The sequence below is a fragment of the Streptomyces sparsus genome (assembly GCF_054776295.1).
On sequence record NZ_BAAHCA010000035.1, the window covers coordinates 1 to 17,391 of the forward strand.

Annotated in this window: 13 protein-coding genes; 4 read left to right on the forward strand and 9 right to left on the reverse strand. The window is 70.6% G+C overall.

Features of this window, described 5'->3' with window-relative positions:
* Positions 1 to 45: 45 nt before the first annotated feature.
* The 6 genes from ACYVE9_RS04495 to dxr all read right to left on the reverse strand — a co-directional run bounded on the left by ACYVE9_RS04495 (position 46) and on the right by dxr (position 7,387).
* Complete coding sequence (locus ACYVE9_RS04495; RefSeq protein WP_461026380.1) at positions 46 to 1,743, reverse strand: proline--tRNA ligase; 1,698 nt, start codon at positions 1,741 to 1,743, stop codon at positions 46 to 48.
* Between the two features lie 48 nt (positions 1,744 to 1,791).
* Entirely contained in the window at positions 1,792 to 2,337 is a 546-nt protein-coding gene (locus ACYVE9_RS04500; protein WP_461026381.1) for a GNAT family N-acetyltransferase, read from the reverse strand.
* Between the two features lie 129 nt (positions 2,338 to 2,466).
* Positions 2,467 to 3,312, reverse strand: coding sequence for a GNAT family N-acetyltransferase (locus ACYVE9_RS04505; RefSeq protein ID WP_461026382.1), 846 nt, complete (start codon positions 3,310 to 3,312; stop codon positions 2,467 to 2,469).
* Between the two features lie 107 nt (positions 3,313 to 3,419).
* On the reverse strand, positions 3,420 to 4,574 hold the full coding sequence (gene ispG, locus ACYVE9_RS04510; RefSeq protein ID WP_461026383.1) for a flavodoxin-dependent (E)-4-hydroxy-3-methylbut-2-enyl-diphosphate synthase: 1,155 nt from the start codon (positions 4,572 to 4,574) through the stop codon (positions 3,420 to 3,422).
* Positions 4,575 to 4,805: 231 nt separating this feature from the next.
* A complete protein-coding gene (locus tag ACYVE9_RS04515; protein ID WP_461026384.1) occupies positions 4,806 to 6,110 on the reverse strand; it encodes a M50 family metallopeptidase in 1,305 nt (434 codons plus the stop codon).
* Complete coding sequence (gene dxr / locus ACYVE9_RS04520; protein ID WP_461026385.1) at positions 6,107 to 7,387, reverse strand: 1-deoxy-D-xylulose-5-phosphate reductoisomerase; 1,281 nt, start codon at positions 7,385 to 7,387, stop codon at positions 6,107 to 6,109. The genes ACYVE9_RS04515 and dxr overlap by 4 nt, the downstream gene beginning before the upstream one ends.
* A 171-nt stretch (positions 7,388 to 7,558) precedes the next feature.
* On the opposite strand from dxr, the gene ACYVE9_RS04525 reads away from it, so the two are divergent.
* From ACYVE9_RS04525 to ACYVE9_RS04535, 3 genes are read left to right on the forward strand one after another with little or no spacing between them, the layout of a single operon-like run.
* Positions 7,559 to 8,071, forward strand: a complete 513-nt coding sequence (locus ACYVE9_RS04525; RefSeq protein ID WP_461026386.1) for a hypothetical protein — start codon at positions 7,559 to 7,561, stop codon at positions 8,069 to 8,071.
* 13 nt (positions 8,072 to 8,084) lie between these two features.
* Positions 8,085 to 10,358, forward strand: coding sequence for a hypothetical protein (locus ACYVE9_RS04530; protein ID WP_461026387.1), 2,274 nt, complete (start codon positions 8,085 to 8,087; stop codon positions 10,356 to 10,358).
* A complete protein-coding gene (locus tag ACYVE9_RS04535; RefSeq protein WP_461026388.1) occupies positions 10,331 to 10,867 on the forward strand; it encodes a hypothetical protein in 537 nt (178 codons plus the stop codon). The genes ACYVE9_RS04530 and ACYVE9_RS04535 overlap by 28 nt, the downstream gene beginning before the upstream one ends.
* 114 nt (positions 10,868 to 10,981) lie before the next feature.
* Here the strand turns inward: ACYVE9_RS04535 and ACYVE9_RS04540 are convergent, their stop codons facing one another.
* Positions 10,982 to 12,916, reverse strand: a complete 1,935-nt coding sequence (locus ACYVE9_RS04540; protein ID WP_461026389.1) for an acyl-CoA dehydrogenase family protein — start codon at positions 12,914 to 12,916, stop codon at positions 10,982 to 10,984.
* A 305-nt stretch (positions 12,917 to 13,221) separates the two neighbouring features.
* Positions 13,222 to 14,676: an aldehyde dehydrogenase family protein gene (locus ACYVE9_RS04545; protein WP_461026390.1), complete on the reverse strand. Its 1,455-nt coding sequence runs from the start codon at positions 14,674 to 14,676 to the stop codon at positions 13,222 to 13,224.
* Between the two features lie 220 nt (positions 14,677 to 14,896).
* Between ACYVE9_RS04545 and ACYVE9_RS04550 the strand changes: the two genes are divergently transcribed.
* A complete protein-coding gene (locus tag ACYVE9_RS04550; protein ID WP_461026391.1) occupies positions 14,897 to 16,207 on the forward strand; it encodes a M14 family metallopeptidase in 1,311 nt (436 codons plus the stop codon).
* Between the two features lie 181 nt (positions 16,208 to 16,388).
* Here ACYVE9_RS04550 and ACYVE9_RS04555 read toward each other — a convergent pair.
* Positions 16,389 to 17,391, reverse strand: a 1,003-nt coding sequence (locus tag ACYVE9_RS04555; RefSeq protein ID WP_461026392.1) for a PucR family transcriptional regulator, incomplete at its 5' end; no start/stop codon positions are given.

Consider the following 17,391-nt stretch of genomic DNA (forward strand, 5'->3'; position numbering starts at 1 on the left):
CGTCGCGCGGCGCGGGGGCTGACGGCTGCGGGCGCCGGCGGGGGCTCAGCGGGCGAAGCGGGCCAGGGCGTCGTCGACGGGGAGCTCCTCGCGCTCGCCGCTGCGACGGTCCTTCAGCTCCACGAGGCCCTGCGGCGCGCCCCGACCGACGACCAGGATCTGCGGCACGCCGATGAGTTCCGCGTCGGTGAACTTGACGCCGGGTGAGACGCCCGTCCGGTCGTCGACGATGACGCGCACGCCCGCCGCACCGAGCTTCTCGGCGATCTCGACGGCGAGTTCGATCTGTACGGCCTTGCCCGCGGCGACGATGTGCACGTCGGCCGGGGAGATCGCGGCGGGCCAGCACAGGCCCTTGTCGTCGGCGGTCTGCTCGGCGAGGGCGGCCACCGCGCGGGAGACGCCGATGCCGTAGGAGCCCATGGTGACGCGGACCGGCTTGCCGTTCTGGCCGAGCACGTCGAGCTGGAAGGTGTCGGCGTACTTGCGGCCGAGCTGGAAGATGTGGCCGATCTCGATGGCCCGGTCGAGGTGCAGACCCGTGCCGCAGGCGGGGCAGGGGTCGCCGCTCTCGACGACGACCACGTCGAGGTACTGGTCGACGGTGAAGTCCCGGCCGCAGACCACGTTCCGGGCGTGCTTGCCGTCCTTGTTGGCGCCGGTGATCCAGGAGGTGCCGGGGGCGACGCGCGGGTCGGCGAGGTAGCGGACGCCTTCCAGCCCCTGCGGCCCGACGTAGCCGCGGACCAGTTCGGGGCGGCCGGTGAAGTCGTCCGCGGTGACCAGTTCGACGGTGGCGGGCGCCAGGTGCTCGGCGAGCTTGCCCAGGTCCACCTCGCGGTTGCCGGGCACACCGACGGCGACGATCTCACCGTCCACCTTCACCAGCAGGTTCTTCAGGGTCGCGGCGGCGTCCACCCCGAGGTGCGCGGCGAGCGTCTCGATGGTGGGGGTGTCGGGGGTGTCCAGCTCCTCCACCGCCGGGTGGCCCTCGGTGGAGGTGGGCGCCACGGTGGTGGTGACGGCCTCGGTGTTGGCGGCGAAGTCGCACGCCGGGCAGTCCGCGAAGGTGTCCTCGCCGGCTTCGGCCGGCGCGAGGAACTCCTCGGAGGCGGATCCGCCCATGGCTCCGGACACGGCGGAGACCACGCGGTAGTCCAGGCCGAGGCGTTCGAAGATCCGGGTGTAGGCGGCGCGGTGCAGGGCGTAGGACTCGGCCAGCGCCTCGTCGGAGACGTCGAAGGAGTAGGAGTCCTTCATCTGGAACTCGCGGCCGCGCAGGATGCCCGAGCGGGGGCGGGCCTCGTCGCGGTACTTGGTCTGGATCTGGTAGAGGATCACCGGCAGGTCCTTGTAGGACGAGCACTGGTCCTTGACCAGCTGGGTGAAGATCTCCTCGTGGGTGGGGCCGAGCAGGTAGTCGGCACCCTTGCGGTCCGTGAGGCGGAACAGCAGGTCGCCGTACTCCTCGTAGCGGCCGGACGCCTCGTAGGGCTCCTTCGGCAGCAGGGCGGGCAGCAGCACCTCCTGACCGCCGATGGCGTCCATCTCCTCACGGACGATGCGTGAGACGTTCTCCAGCACCGTCTTCCCGAGCGGCAGCCAGGTCCACACCCCGGCGGCGGTGCGGCGGACGTATCCGGCGCGCACCAGCAGTTTGTGGCTGAGGGTCTCGGCGTCGGCCGGGTCGTCGCGCAGTGTCTTCAGCATCGTGCGGGACAAGCGCTGGACTCGGGCTGCCATGGTGGTTCTCCTGATTGCGGACCGTGAAACGGGGTGGATGGGGGAAGACTAATCGCTTCGGCGACGCAGCGGCAGCGGCGCCCCCATGACCGCGTACGGGCTGGCGGCGCTCGGGAAGCGCACGCCGTTGGCCAGGTCGCGGTATCCGAGCGCCCGGTAGAGCCGGCGGGCCGGGCTGTCGGTGTCGAGGGCGGAGAGCAGGGAGCGCGGCTCGGTGGCCGCGTCGGTCAGCTCGGTGATCAGCCGTCGGCCGATGCCGTGCCGGTGGTAGGCCGGGTGGACGTGCAGCTCGGTGATGACGAAGGCGTCCCGCAGCCAGTCGGCGTTGCCCGCCGCACGCAGATAGGGCTCGACGACGGTGGACCACCACTGCGTGCGGTCGTAGGGCAGGCCGTAGACGAAGCCCACCAGCCGGCCCTCGGCGGTGGTGGCGCCCAGCGCGCGGGCTCCCGGCACGGCGAGGTGACGCAGCACGAGCGGGCGGCGTACGTCGATCTCGTCGTCGGTGAGCCCGAAGGCGAGCGCTTGCACGGCGAGCGCCTCGTCCACTCGAGCGGCAAGGTCCAGGGGGCCGACCACGACGTCATGCTGCATGAACGCACCCTAACCGGGTGGCGCGGCCGGTCCGATGGGCGCGGCCCCGGAGGCGGGCGGCGGACCGTGCTGCCGCGTCGGGCGGACCACGCCGCGCGGCGGCGGCCCGGGCGCCGCGGGGACGGACGGTCAGAAGAGCACGCTCATGAAGGCGCCGACCTCGCGGAAGCCGACCCGTCGGTAGGACGCCCTGGCCGCCGTGTTGAAGTCGTTGACGTACAGGCTGGCGACGGGGGCGACCTCGGCGAGGGCGTACCGCAGCACGGCCGCCATGCCCGTCTCGGAGAGCCGCTGGCCGCGGCGGTCGGGCGCCACCCACACACCCTGGATCTGGCATGCCTGCGGGGTGACCGCGCCGATCTCGGCCTTGAAGATCACCCGGCCGTCCTCGAACCGGGCGAACGAGCGTCCGGAGCCGACCAGTTCGGCGACCCGGGACTGGTAGACGAGTCCGCCGTCCCCGGCCAGCGGGGAGATGCCGACCTCCTCGGTGAACATCGCCACGCAGGCCGGCATGACGAGTTCCAGCTCGTCCTTGCGGACCCGGCGCACGTACGGGTCGGGGGCCACCGCCGTTGAAGGGGTGTCGGTGACCATCAGCGGCTGGTTGGGGCGCACTTCGCGGGCCGGCCCCCAGTGCGGCTCCAGCGCCGACCACAGGGCGGCCGTCGGTTCGGCCGGGCCGACGATCGAGGAGCAGCGGCGGCCCTGGCGCCGGGCGCGTTCCGCGAAGGCCCGCACCGCCTCGGGGCCGGCGCAGACCGGTACCAGGTTGGCGCCCGCGTAGCACAGCGCCTCCAGCCTGCCGTGCTGGAACCAGCCCCACATCTCGCCGCCGAGCCGCCAGGGGTCCAGTCCGGAGGCCCGCACGCGGGCGGTGACGAAGGCGTTGTCGACCGGGCGCCGCTGGAGCACGGCGAGCGCCTCGTCGAGTTCGCCGGGCCCCAGCGCCCTGGTGGATGTTGTCGTCAGCACGTGCGGTCCAGCCTCACCGTGTCGGCCCGGAGGGAGTGGAAGTGTTCAGAGAGCGGTGTTCCGCACTTTACCTCCGGCTCCGGGAGCACACCCGCGATGCCCGGAGGTCAGCCGACGGAGACCTGGGGCTCGCCGGAGAGGGCGCCTTCGGTCTCCATCTGCTCGGCGATCTTCATGGCCTCTTCGATCAGCGTCTCGACGATCTTCGACTCGGGCACGGTCTTGATGACCTCGCCCTTGACGAAGATCTGGCCCTTGCCGTTGCCGGACGCCACCCCGAGGTCGGCCTCCCGTGCCTCGCCGGGGCCGTTGACGACACAGCCCATGACGGCGACGCGCAGCGGCACCTCCATGCCGGTCAGGCCGGCGGTGACCTCCTCGGCCAGCTTGTAGACGTCCACCTGGGCGCGTCCGCAGGACGGGCAGGAGACGATCTCCAGGCCGCGCTCGCGCAGGCCCAGCGACTCCAGGATCTGGTTGCCGACCTTGATCTCCTCGACGGGCGGCGCGGACAGCGAGACGCGGATGGTGTCGCCGATGCCCTCGGAGAGCAGCGCGCCGAACGCGACGGCCGACTTGATGGTGCCCTGGAACGCCGGCCCGGCCTCGGTGACGCCGAGGTGCAGCGGGTAGTCGCACTGCGCGGCGAGCTGCCGGTAGGCGTTGACCATCACGACGGGGTCGTTGTGCTTGACGGAGATCTTGATGTCGCGGAAGCCGTGCTCCTCGAAGAGCGAGCACTCCCACAGTGCCGACTCCACCAGCGCCTCGGGCGTGGCCCGGCCGTACTTGCGCAGCAGCCGCTGGTCGAGGGAGCCGGCGTTGACGCCGATGCGGATCGGCGTGGACGCGGCGGAGGCGGCGGCGGCGATCTCCTTGACCTTGTCGTCGAACTGCTTGATGTTGCCGGGGTTGACCCGGACCGCGGCGCAGCCGGCGTCGATGGCCTGGAAGACGTACTTCGGCTGGAAGTGGATGTCCGCGATCACCGGGATCTGCGACTTCCTCGCGATCACGGGCAGCGCGTCGGCGTCGTCCTGGGTGGGGCAGGCGACTCTGACGATCTGGCAGCCGGAGGCGGTCAGCTCGGCGATCTGCTGGAGTGTCGCCCCGATGTCGGAGGTCCGCGTCGTGGTCATCGACTGCACGGACACGGGGGCGTCGCCGCCCACGGCCACGGTTCCGACCTGGATCTGCCGGCTGACGCGTCGCTCGGCGAGCTTGATCGGTACGGACGGCATTCCCAGCGCGATGGCTGTCATCTGGTGCAACCCCAAGGTGTGGTTCTCGGTCCCGAGATCGGCGGGCTCCGCCTTCGAGATTACGGCACCGGCAGGAAGGGACGCACACCCGTCCCGGGCCTCCGGGGGCCTCGCCGGGCGTGGCGATCGCGGTGCCGCCCGCGGTCGTCGGCGGGCGGCACCGGGGCGAGCCGCCGGGCGGCACCCGGGGTGACCGGCGCGGTGATCGCCACGCCCGGCGGCGGTGGGGCGCTACCCGGCGAGCTTCACCGGGTTGACCACGTCGGCCACCAGCACGAGCAACGTGAAGCAGATGAAGACGCCCGCCACCACGTACGCCACCGGCATCAGCTTCGCCACGTCGAACGGGCCCGGGTCGGGACGCCGGAAGACCCTGGCGACGTTGCGGCGCAGCGACTCCCACAGCGCGCCGGCGATGTGTCCGCCGTCCAGCGGCAGCAGCGGCAGCATGTTGAACAGGAACAGCGACAGGTTGAACCCGGCGAGCAGGAACAGCATCGTCGCCACCCGGTGGCTCGCCGGGATGTCGAGCGTGACGATCTCACCGCCCACCCGGGCCGCACCGACCACCCCGACCGGCGAGTCGTCCTTGCGCTCCCCGCCGGCGAAGGCCGCGTCCCACAGGTCCGGGATCTTCGACGGCAAGGCGACCAGCGCCTGGAAGCCGCCGGTCATGATGTCGCCCATTCGGTCGACGGCCTGCGGGAACGACTGCTGGACCACCCCGGACGCGGGTGCGAAACCGAGGAAGCTCGCGGTGACGTACTCGCCCTCGACGTAGCCGCCCTTGCCGTCGGTGCGGTGCACGGTGTTCTTGATCGGCTGGGCGCGCAGTTCCGTGGTCCGGCCGTCCCGCTCCACGATGATGGTGACCGTCTCCGGCGCCTCACGGATGAGCTTCTGCAGCGCGCCCCACTCGGTGACCGGCACACCGTCGAAGGCGACGATCCTGTCACCGGCCCGCAGACCGGCCTCCTTGGCGGGCGCGTCGGGCGCGCCGGCCGGGCACTCGTCCGTCTTCGTGCCGGCCGCGATCACACAGTCGGAGACGCTGGCGACCGTCGTCGTCTGCGTGTTGACGCCGAACGTCATCAGCACGCCGAGAAAGATCACGACGGCCAGGATCAGGTTCATGAACGGCCCGGCGAACATGACGACGACGCGCTTCCACGGCTTGCGGGTGTAGAACAACCGCTTCTCGTCGCCCGGCTGGAGCTCCTCGTAGGCGGCGGCCCTGGCGTCCTCGATCATGCCCCGGAAGGGTGACGTGGAGCGCTGGCGGATCTTGCCGTCGTCCCCCGGCGGGAACATGCCGATCATGCGGATGTAGCCGCCGAGCGGGATGCCCTTGATGCCGTACTCGGTCTCGCCCTTCCTCCGCGACCACACCGTCGGCCCGAAACCCACCATGTACTGCGGCACCCGGATGCCGAACATCTTGGCCGTCGACAGGTGGCCCAGCTCGTGCCAGGCGATGGAGAACAGCAGGCCGACAACAAAGACGACTATGCCGAGAATGGTCATCAGGGCCGTCATGCGCGGACCTCCGCTGCGGTACTCGAGGCAGCCGCGGTGCTCGGAGCGGCCGCCGCCCACTCGCGGGCGCGGATGCGCGCCCACGTCTCTGCTTCGAGGACATCGTCCAGGGTCAGCCCGGTTCCGGACGGCCTGCCGTGTTCCTCGACCACAGCCGCCACCGTATCCACGATGCCGGTGAACGGCAGCCTGCCCGCCAGAAACGCCTCGACGCACTCCTCGTTGGCCGCGTTGAACACCGCCGGGGCGGTGCCGCCCAGGGTGCCCACCTCACGGGCGAGCGGCACGGAGGGGAACGCCTTCTCGTCCAGCGGGTGGAACTCCCACGTCATCGCCCTGGACCAGTCGAAGACGGGCCCGGCGTCGGGCACCCGCTCGGGCCAGCCCAGGCCCAGCGCGATCGGCAGCCGCATGTCGGGAGGGCCGCACTGGGCGAGCGTCGAGCCGTCGACGAACTCCACCATCGAGTGGATGTAGGACTGCGGATGGACCACCACCTCGATCCGCTCGAAGGGCACGTCGTACAGCAGGTGCGCCTCGATGACCTCCAGCCCCTTGTTGACCAGCGTCGCGGAGTTGACGGTGATGACCGGCCCCATCGCCCAGGTCGGGTGGGCGAGCGCGTCCGCCGGGGTGACGTCGGCGAGTTCGGCGCGGCTGCGCCCCCGGAACGGGCCGCCGGACGCGGTGACGAGCAGCTTGCGCACCTCCGGCCGTGTGCCGCCCAGCAGGGCCTGGAACAGCGCGGAGTGCTCGGAGTCGACGGGCACGATCTGCCCCGGTGCCGCCAGGGCCTTCACCAGCGGACCGCCGACGATCAGCGACTCCTTGTTGGCGAGCGCCAGCACCCGACCGGCCCGTAGCGCGGCCAGCGTCGGGCGCAGCCCGATGGAACCGGTGATGCCGTTCAGCACCGTGTGGCACGGCGAGCCGGCGAGTTCGGTGGCGGCGTCCGGTCCGGCCAGCACCTCCGGCAGGGGCTCTCCGGCGCCGAACCGGGTGCGCAGCGCGGAGCGCAGCTCCGCGACCTTGTCCTCCCGGGCCACCGCGACCGCGTGCACCCGCAGCCGGTGCGCCTGCTCCGCCAGCAGCTCCACCTGGCCTCCGGCGGCGGACAGCGCCGTCACCCGGAAACGGTCGGGATTGTTCAGCACCACGTCCACGGCCTGGGTGCCGATCGACCCGGTCGAGCCGAGGATCACGATGTCCCGGGGGCCGTCAGGTGCGCCGTGCGACGCCGAGTGGCTGACATGCGGGTCAGCGAGGGAGTCGGTCATGGACCCATTGTGTCCGGTCGGCCCCGGTGGCCGGACAGGGCGTCCCGTTCGACGGAGCACGCCCGGGCGTGCGCGCCCGCGCCCCGAGAGCGCCGCCACAGCTGCGTGTCCTGCCCACCTGGTAGCTTCTCCGTCACACACCGCACCGATGCGCACACCGGAGGTGACGAGGTGGGTTTCGACGAGGAGTGGGCGCAGGCCAGAGCGGCAGCCGCCGAGCAGGCCGAGTCCACCAGGCTGAACGCGCTGGACGCCGGACCGGGAGCGGGCGAACCCTCGCTGGCACCCGGGCCGGGCGGGGCAGGCGGGCCGGGGGCGTCCGACGGGCCGGCGGCGTCCGAGGACCTGGCCGTGCGGCAGGACGACCTGGGCGCCGTGGGCAACGAGGCCCACCGGCTCTTCGAACGGTTCAGCGCGGACGGCGACGTCGCACGCGAGTCCAGCCACAGCGCCGCGGCAACCCTCAAGAGCAACGGCTTCACCCTCGGCTCCGCCCTGAGTCTCACCGCAGAGGTCTGGGACAGCCAGCGCAGGACCTTGCTCCAGGCCTGCGCACACATCTCCGACCACCTCGACCACACCCGGAAGCGCCACCGCGAGGACGAGGCGCACATCGCCGCCACCATGCGGCAACGGGACGGCAGCCCGATGCCGGCCTCCCGCATCCTCGACCAGTTCACGTGACCCGGAGCGAGCCGTGCCAGCCCTGACCTTCTCCGACCTCCGGCAGATCTCGTTCAGCGGGCTCAACAGGGCGGTGACCGACTGGACCGACCTGGTCAACCGGCTCGACAAGCTGGACGACGCAGCACACGACGGCATGCTGGCGAAGGCCGACCGCGCCCGGTGGGCCGGCCTCAACGCCGCCGTGACCAGGCAGTTCGTGCGAAAGACGGCCAAGGAGTTCAACGACGCCCTGGCACAGGCCAAGACCGTCCGCAACGTCCTCCGGGACGCGCACACCGACCTCGTCGACGTGCAGACGCAGCTCAGCGCCGCGGCGTCCCAGGCGACAGCGGCGTTCATCCACGTCCGGGACAACGGCGACGGGACCGTCACCTGCCGGGACTCCAGCAGTCCGGGCCCCACAGTGGGGTCGGGCACCGAGCGGGACACCGATCCCGCGGCACTCCAGAAACGCATCAACCAGCTGATCGCCCGCGCCGAGGAGATCGACAACTCGGCGTCCCGCGCACTGCGCAGGGCCCACGGCGCCGACGCGCACGACTTCGGGCACGCCACCTACCGGTCACTCGACCAGGCCCAGGCCGAACGCGCCAACGAGCTGGCCGCGCTGGGACCGCAGATGACCGACAAGCAGTACGCCGAGCTGAACGCCCTGATCCGACACAACGGCAAGGAACCGGACGGGGAGTTCGCCACCCGCTTCTACAAGGGCCTCGGCGGCCCTGAGGAGGCCCTGAGGTTCTACGCCCGCATGTCGCTGGACGGCACGGACGGCGACAACGGCGAGCGGCTGGCGCTCGCCAGGGAACTGCAGCGCGGCCTGGGCCACGCCCTCGCCAACGCGACCGACCCCGACGCCCCGAAAGGCCTCGACAGCCCCAAACAGCACCTGCCGGAGAGCTGGGGCAAGGAGTTCCGCCGCCTCGGCACCCAACCACTGGAACTCGCACCGGGAGCCTGGAACAGCCCCTACGGCTACCAGGTACTCGGCGGCCTGCTGCGCTACGGCGACTACGACCCGGCGTTCCTCAACCCCATCGCCGAGCACGTCGTCCAGTTGCAGAGGGACGACCCGACGAAGTTCGCCCACAGCCTGCCGACCCGCACCGACGCCGACTACGGCTTCAACCCGTCCGGAAAGGTCGGCTCCGGATACGCCCCCCTCACCAGCGTCCTCGAAGCCCTCGGCCACAGCCCGGAAGCAGCGGAGAAGTTCTTCAGCGACCCACCGACGGTCTACAAGGAGGACGGAACCGTCGACCGGGGAGCGAAGGCGGACTTCGGAACGTACGTCAAACTCCTGGCCGACGAGGACTTCCCCTGGGGCGTGGACATCGCGGGTGGCACCTTCGAGGACCGCGGTGCCGCCTTCGAGCACGGCCCGGACGCCTTCGGCCACGCCCTGGAAGCGGCAACAACGGGCGTCCCCTACGACAGCGACCCGCTCACCATCCCACCGAAGCATTCGGAAGCTGCGGCAGGTATTGCTGCGAACGTAATCGAAACTTTCGGTGCCAGCCCGAAAAGCATCGATGAAGAGGGCGCACTCAGCCCGATTCGGGACAGCCTGGGTCGGATCACAGCGGAATACATCGCGGATGTCAACAGAAGCGTGTACCAAGGAACTGGGGACGAGTACACCTACCCCCCGTACGGAGAAGCGGCCTCATTCGCATCCGATGATGTGCGGAATATCTTGAAGGTAATCGGCAAGGATCCCGAAGCATACGGGATCACAACAAATGCGGAACGAGCATACACGGAATTTCTCGTGGAGAGAGCAATTAATGGTTCCCGTGATTCCGAAGCGGGACTCGGCACTCAGGTCGCCAACGCCGTAACTCCTGGAGCAACAATTGCTGGCATCATGAGTCAAGCAAGGGCTGATTCCACGCTGGCTTCCACGGAGGACTTCATCGAGGCAGCCGAAAAGAAGGGCCAGTGGGTGGAGCGGACGATCGGTTTGGCGACCGGCGCACTAGGGGACAGAGTTCCCATTGCCGGTGACATCGCGGACTGGGCAGTCGAAGACATCAAGGAAAGCATCGTCAAGCAAAACGAGGAGGAGGCGAAGGATAAGGCGACGGCGGAAGCCGGGGAGGACTACAGCACCGGCAGGGACGCGGTTATCACGTCTGCCGAAGGCGCAGTGAACCGCGCAGTCGCGAAAAGCCCAAGCATGAACGAGCAGACGAGGGCGGATCTCCGCGCTACGGCTCGCAACCAAGCAGGGATCAGCCATTCTTCGGGAGCGACATGGTCCGCAAGCGACAGCAGCAACTAGCACTGGTCTGCGGCGCAGCACTGGTGGTCACTCTTCTTTCCTCAACCTCCTGCACCCCCACAAGGAACTACGCGATCCCTGAGAAGGTATGCGACGTCACCACAGACACGGCGCTCACGGAATACATACTTCCACCCGGTGAGGAAATCACGCAAAGCATGGAGGAATATGGCGCCGAAAATCGGCTTCTCGCCTGCAATGTACGAGTGGACAGCACGGTTTACATTTCCGTGCGTGGCGAGTGGAGAGAATCTGACGCCACTGCGTTACAGGTAGCGCAGGATCGGCACCCTCACGCCGAACAGAGCCGGGATGACACCTTCGCAACCTGGCCTGGTGGAGTTGCCACTGTATTTGAGTGCCGCAATACCAAGAAGGAATCCGAGTTCTTCTCGTTGATCACTACCGTCCGTAAGGACGACCAGGACGACTTCGCAAGCACCGCCGACAAGTTCGCTCGCGACCTCACCAAGAAGCTGATGGCGAAGCAGCCCTGCGAGGAGGGCTGACGGCGAGTTGCTGGCCGACGGCGGGGCTCGCGCCCCGCGCGGCAGCCAGGGGTCGGTGTACCGGCCGCCGCGAGGGGCGTGCGTTGTCGATCGGTTCCGGGTCGGGCGGGGCGGTCAGGGGACGGGGCGGTGGACGTTCTCCGTCTTCGACGGGCCGGGCACGGCTTCGGCGATCCAGGGTCCGTCGCTGGACGGGTCGACGATGCCGTCCTCCAGCCAGGTGTAGGCACCGTCCAGGATGCCGCGGACGACCTTGCGGTCGAGGTCGTCGGTGTTGGTCCACAGGCGGGCGAAGAGTTCGTCGACGCGGATGCGGGCCTGCCGGCAGAAGGCGTCCGCCAGTTGGCGGGCGGCCCGACCGTTGTTGCTGCCGTCCGCGGCGAGCTTCTCGGCTCGGACGCAGGCGGCGCTCATGGCGAAGAGTTCGGCGCCGATGTCGACGACGCGCCCCAGGAAGCCCTGCTTGGTCTCCATCTTTCCCTGCCAGCGTGACATGGCGTAGAAGGTGGCCCTGGCCAGTTTGCGCGAGTGCCGCTCGACGTACCGGAGATGCGTCGCGAGTGAGCCGAACTCCGCGTAGGAGGAGGGGAGCTGTCCGGTCCCGGCAACCAGTTGGGGCAGCCAGCGGGCGTAGAATCCGCCGGCCTTGGCACCTGCGCGGGCCTTGTCCTGGAGCGACTTCTCGGGGTCGATGAGGTCCCCTGCCACCGAGAGGTGAGCGTCGACTGCTTCCCGGGCGATCAGCAGGTGCATGATCTCGGTGGAGCCCTCGAAGATGCGGTTGATGCGCAGGTCGCGGAGCAACTGCTCTGCCGGCACTCCGCGTTCACCGCGAGCGGCCAGTGAGTCGGCGGTCTCGAATCCGCGTCCGCCGCGGATCTGGACGAGTTCGTCGGCGATCAGCCAGGCCATCTCGGAGCCGTACAGCTTGGCGAGAGCGGCCTCGATCCGGATGTCGTTGCGGTCCTCGTCCGCCATCTGCGACGAGAGGTCGAGCACGGCCTCCATGGCGAAGGTGGTGGCGGCGATGAAGGACATCTTCGCGCCGACGGCCTCGTGTTCGGCGACGGGCCTCCCCCACTGCACACGTTCGGCGCTCCACTCGCGGGCGATCTTGAGGCACCACTTGCCGGCGCCGACGCACATCGCCGGCAGGGAGAGCCGTCCGGTGTTGAGCGTGGTCAGGGCGATCTTCAGGCCGGCCCCCTCCGGGCCGATCCGGTTGGCGGCCGGCACCCGTACCTGGTGGAAGCGGGTGACGCCGTTCTCGATGCCGCGCAGTCCCATGAAGGCGTTGCGGTTCTCCACGGTGATGCCTTCGGCGCCGGCCTCGACGACGAACGCGGAGATGCCGCCCTTGTGCCCGTCCGAGCGCGGCACTCGGGCCATCACCACCAGCAGGTCGGCGACCACACCGTTGGTGGTCCACAGCTTGACGCCGTCGAGCAGGTAGTCGTCGCCGTCCGGGACTGCGGTGGTGGCCAGTCGTGCGGGGTCGGAGCCGACGTCCGGTTCGGTCAGCAGGAAGGCGGAGATGTCGGTGGTGGCGCAGCGGGGCAGGAAGGCGTCCTTCTGTTCCTGGGTCCCGAAGGTCTTGACGGGCTGCGGCACGCCGATGGACTGGTGGGCGGAGAGCAGCGCGCCGATGGCGGGGCTGGCGGAACCGACCAGTGCGAGCGCCCGGTTGTAGTAGAGCTGGCTGAGGCCGAGCCCGCCGTACCGGGTGTCGATCTTCATGCCGAGGGCGCCCAGTTCCCGGAGGCCGCTGATGACCTCGTCGGGGATCCGCGACTCGCGTTCGATGAGCGCGCCGTCGATCCGGGTCCGGCAGAACTCCCGCAGCCGCGCGAGGAACGCCTCGCCTCGTTCGACGTCCTCGGTGGCGGGTTCCGGGTGGGGGTGGACGAGGTCGAGTCGGAAGCGGCCGAGGAACAGCTCCTTCGCGAAGCTGGGCTTGCGCCAGTCCTGTTCACGGGCGGCCTCCGCCACCTCGCGTGCTTCGCGCTCGGACACCGTTTTCGGGGCGGAGCTGGAGTTGTGCGCGGACATGGGCTCACCTCGCCGCTGAGTCGGGGCATGTTCCCGGTCGCCTACCGGTTGGTGCTACCCATCCGTATGTACCCGATCCGTCCGGTCCATGCCAGGTTGCGCACTGCGGGAGGGCCAGATGGCGGTAGCCGAGGCGGGCGGCGGCAGCGGCGCGGGGCAGAGCTGCGACGCGCGGGGCGGAAAGGCCGGAGACGCGGGGCGGAAAGGGCCGGAGACGCGGGGCGGAAAGGCCGGAGCGGCCCCGCCCGTACGGGCGCCCCTCGCGAGACACGGGTACGGGTGGGGCCGCTCGGAGCCGCGGCAGGTCAGAGATCGAGGCCGGTGAGGACCATGACGCGCTCGTAGGTGTAGTCCTCCATGGCGAACCGGACGCCTTCACGGCCGACGCCGGACTGCTTGGCGCCGCCGTACGGCATCTGGTCGGCGCGGTAGGACGGCACGTCGCCGACGATGACGCCGCCGACCTCGAGCGCCCGGTGGGCGCGGAAGGCGGTCTGCACGTCGTGGGTGAACAGACCGGCCTGGAGGCCGTACTGGGAGTTGTTGGCCGCGGCGAACGCCGCCTCCTCACCCTCGACCCGGGTGAAGGACAGGACCGGGCCGAACACCTCCTCGTGGCCGAGCTGGGTGTCAGCGGGGACGTTCTCCAGCGCGGTGGGCGCGTAGGTGGCGCCGTCGCGCTTGCCGCCGGTGAGCAGCCGGGCACCGGCGTCGACCGCCTCCTGCACCCAGGCCTCGACGCGCTTGGCCGCGTCCTCACTGACGAGCGGGCCGACGTCGGTGGCGTCGTCGGAGGGGTCACCGAGGTGCAGCGCCTCGATGGCGGCGATCACCTTCGGCACCAGCCGGTCGTAGACGGAGGCGTCCGCGATGACACGCTGCACGGAGATGCAGGACTGGCCGCCCTGGTAGTTGGAGAAGGTGGCGATGCGCTGCGCCGCCCAGTCCAGGTCCGCTTCGGAGTCGTAGTCGGCGAGCACGACGGCGGCGCCGTTGCCGCCCAGTTCCAGCGTGACCCGCTTGCGCGGGGCGGAGTCGAGGATGGACCAGCCGACGGGCGCGGAGCCGGTGAAGGAGATGATGGGCAGCCGCTCGTCCTGGACGAGGGCCGGCATCCGGTCGTTGGGCACGGGCAGCACGGACCACGAGCCGGCGGGCAGGTCCGTCTCGGCGAGGATCTCCCCAAGTACGAGCGCGGACAGCGGGGTGGCCGGGGCGGGCTTGAGGATGATGGGGGCTCCGGCGGCGATCGCCGGGGCGACCTTGTGCGCGCAGAGGTTCAGCGGGAAGTTGAAGGGCGCGATGCCGAGGACCGCCCCGTAGGGGAAGCGGCGGGTGAGGGCCAGGCGGCCGGCGCCGCCGGCGTCGGAGTCCAGGCGCTGCGCCTCACCTCCGTTGAACCGGCGTGCTTCGTCGGCGGCCCAGCGGAAGACGGAGGTGCAGCGGCCGACCTCGCCGCGGGCCCACTTCATCGGCTTGCCGTTCTCGGCGGAGATCAGCCGGGCGATCTCCTCGGCGCGCTCGCCGAGCCGGCGGACGACGTGGTCGAGGGCCGTGGCGCGGACGTGGGCGGGCGTGCCGGCGAACTCCTCGGCGACGGCTGCGGCGGCGGCCACGGCCTCTTCCACCTGGGCGTCGGTGGGCACGGCGGCACGGCCGACGGTGCGGCCGTCCCAGGGCGAGGTGACCTCGAGGGTCTCGTCGCCGGTCGCCTCGCGGCCGGCGAGCCAGAACGCGTGGGTGGAAGTCGCTTCAGTCACTGCGGATCCCGGCCTTCCGAATGTTGTGGTGATGGTGCTCTCTGTCCACCGTAGGGCTTTCGTCCGCTGGTTCCTCTTGTCCGACGCGGCGCACTGGGCGCCGGCGCTGCTCCGCTTTGGCGGTAGCCCGAACGTGCCATTGACCAAGACATGACAGCACGCAAGGATGTCGCCGCACGCGCACCCCACCCGTCTCGAACTGGACACCCCAGGAGATGCGATGCGCTTTCCCAAGCGTGGCCGGCGGACCACCTCCGCCGCCGTCCTGCTCACTCTGGCCCTGGCCGTGCCGCTGGGCGCCCAGGCCACCGCCTCACCCGCGGCGGACCGCACGCGGGCCGACCAACCCGCGGAACGGCAGTACCAGGTCACCGGCGTCGACACCCGTGCCGAGCGCACCGCGGTCGCGGCCACCGGTGTCACGATCGACGAGGTGAACGGCGAGTCACTCGTCGTCACCGCGGGCACGGCCGAGGCAGCGGCCCTGCGGAGCAAGGGCTTCGCCGCCAAGGCCCTGCCAGACGTGGCCGACCGGGACGAGGTCCTGGCCGCCGCGCCCTCCGACTACCACAGCTACGCGCGCATGTCGGCGGCCGTCGACAGCCTCGTGCGGCAGTACCCCGACCTGATGAGCCGCCAGGTCATCGGCCGGAGCTACCAGGGCCGGGAGATCATCGCCGTCAAGGTCAGCTCCAACGTGCGGGTCGACGAGAACGAGCCGGAAGTCCTCTTCACCCACAACATGCACGCCCGGGAGCACCTCACCACCGAAATGGCGCTCTACACGCTGCGCGAGTTCGGCACCCGCTACGGCAGCGACGCCCGCATCACCCGCATGCTGGACCAGCGCGAGGTGTGGATCGTGCCGTCGCTCAACCCGGACGGCAAGGTCTACGACCAGGACTCCGGCTCCTGGCGCAACTGGCGCAAGAACCGGCAGCCCAACTCCGGAACCAGCGCCGTCGGCACCGACATCAACCGCAACTTCGGCTACCGCTGGGGCTGCTGCGGCGGCTCGTCGAGTTCCCCCAGCAGCCAGACCTACCGCGGCCGGGCCGCCGAGTCGGGCACGGAGACGAAGGTGATCGCCGACTTCGTGCGCAGCCGGGTGGTCGGCGGCAAGCAGCAGATCACCGCGCACATCGACTGGCACACCTACGGTGAACTGATCCTGTGGCCCTACGGCTACACCTACGCCGACACCGCGGCCGGGCTCACCCGGGACGACCGGGACGCGCACGCCGCCGTCGGCAACCTGATGGCCCGCAGCAACGGCTACCGGCCGCAGCAGTCCAGCGACCTCTACGTCACCGACGGAACCATCGGCGACTGGATGTGGGGAAGCCAGAAGATCTTCTCCTACACCTTCGAGATGTACCCGCCGTCGGGCCACCGCGACGGCTTCTACCCGCCCGGCAGCGTCATCGACCGGGAGACCTCGCGGAACCGGGAGGCCGTGCTGCTGCTCCTGGAGAACGCCGACTGCATGTACCGCTCGATCGGCAAGGCCGGCCAGTACTGCGCCACCTGACCGGAACCGCGCACTGCCCGAACCGCGCCTGACCGCTACGGCTGCCGCTGACCGGCGGCTCACCGCCTGACCGGTGGCGCACCGCACGGACCGGCCCACGCCGGCCGACCCCTCCCGGTCGGCCGGCGTGGGCCGACGTCCGCGCCGGTCCGCCTGAGCCGACGCCGGCCGGACCGGGTGCTCAGGAGCCGGGGATTCCGCTGGGCACGTGGGTGGCCTTCAGTGAGAGCCACAGCTCCATGCGCACGTCGGGATCGTCCAGCGAGCGCCCCAGGATCTCCTCGACCCGGCGCATCCGGTAGCGCAGGGTGTGCCGGTGCACGCCCAGGTCGGCCGCTGCCGCGTCCCACTGCCCGTGGCGGGACAGCCAGGCCCGGAGGGACGCGACCAGGTCGCCGCGCCCGTTAGCGTCGTGCTCGCGGAGCGGGCGCAGCATGCCGTCGGCGAAGGCCTTCACCGCGTCCTCGGCCAGCAGCGGCAGCACCGATCCGGACGCCATGTCCTCGTGCTCGACCAGCGGCGACCCGCGGCGGCGGGCCACCGACAGGGCCTGGTCGGCCTGTTTGAAGGCCGCTGACGCGGCGGCGATCCCCGTGGGCGCCGAAACGCCCACCACCACGGAGTCGGTGAGCGTGCGCACGTACTCGGCGCAGGCGGCGACGGCCGCCCCGTCGTCCGCGGCGAGCACGATCAGCCGGCCGCCGTCGGGCACCGCCAGGACCGACTCCCCGCTCCGGGCGGCCCCGGCCTCGACCGCTTCGGTGAGCAGGTCGAGCGGGCCGGGCTCGGACGGGTCGGACGGTTCACCGCCGCCGTTGGCGGGCTCGGCGACCATGACGCGCAACGGGAAGTCCAGCAGCCCGCCGTAGAGCGAGCCGGCCACCGCACGGGCGTGGCCGGCCTCACCGGACATCAGCATGCGCAGCACCGCGGCGCCGAGGCGCTGCTCGGCCTCCTGGAGGGCGCGCGACCGCTCGGTGGTGAGCGTGAACAGGGCCACCGCGGAGTTGACGGCGTAGCGCTCGGCGGTGCCGGGGGCGCCGCCGGTGCCCACGGCCAGCACAGCCCGGACCCGCCTGCCGCTGCCGATGGTCTGGAGTTCCACCCGGTCGTCGTCGTCCGCGGTGCTCAGCACGGCGTACGGATCCGGACCCACCGAGGAAGCGGTGCGCGACGGGAGGTGA

Coding starts and splice junctions, on each gene's coding strand:
- ACYVE9_RS04495 (WP_461026380.1), bottom strand. CDS start 1,743: ATGGCAGCCCGAGTCCAGCGCTTGTCCCGCACGATGCTGAAGACACTG.
- ACYVE9_RS04500 (WP_461026381.1), bottom strand. CDS start 2,337: ATGCAGCATGACGTCGTGGTCGGCCCCCTGGACCTTGCCGCTCGAGTG.
- ispG (WP_461026383.1), bottom strand. CDS start 4,574: ATGACAGCCATCGCGCTGGGAATGCCGTCCGTACCGATCAAGCTCGCC.
- ACYVE9_RS04515 (WP_461026384.1), bottom strand. CDS start 6,110: ATGACGGCCCTGATGACCATTCTCGGCATAGTCGTCTTTGTTGTCGGC.
- dxr (WP_461026385.1), bottom strand. CDS start 7,387: ATGACCGACTCCCTCGCTGACCCGCATGTCAGCCACTCGGCGTCGCAC.
- ACYVE9_RS04535 (WP_461026388.1), top strand. CDS start 10,331: ATGGTCCGCAAGCGACAGCAGCAACTAGCACTGGTCTGCGGCGCAGCA.
- ACYVE9_RS04540 (WP_461026389.1), bottom strand. CDS start 12,916: ATGTCCGCGCACAACTCCAGCTCCGCCCCGAAAACGGTGTCCGAGCGC.
- ACYVE9_RS04550 (WP_461026391.1), top strand. CDS start 14,897: ATGCGCTTTCCCAAGCGTGGCCGGCGGACCACCTCCGCCGCCGTCCTG.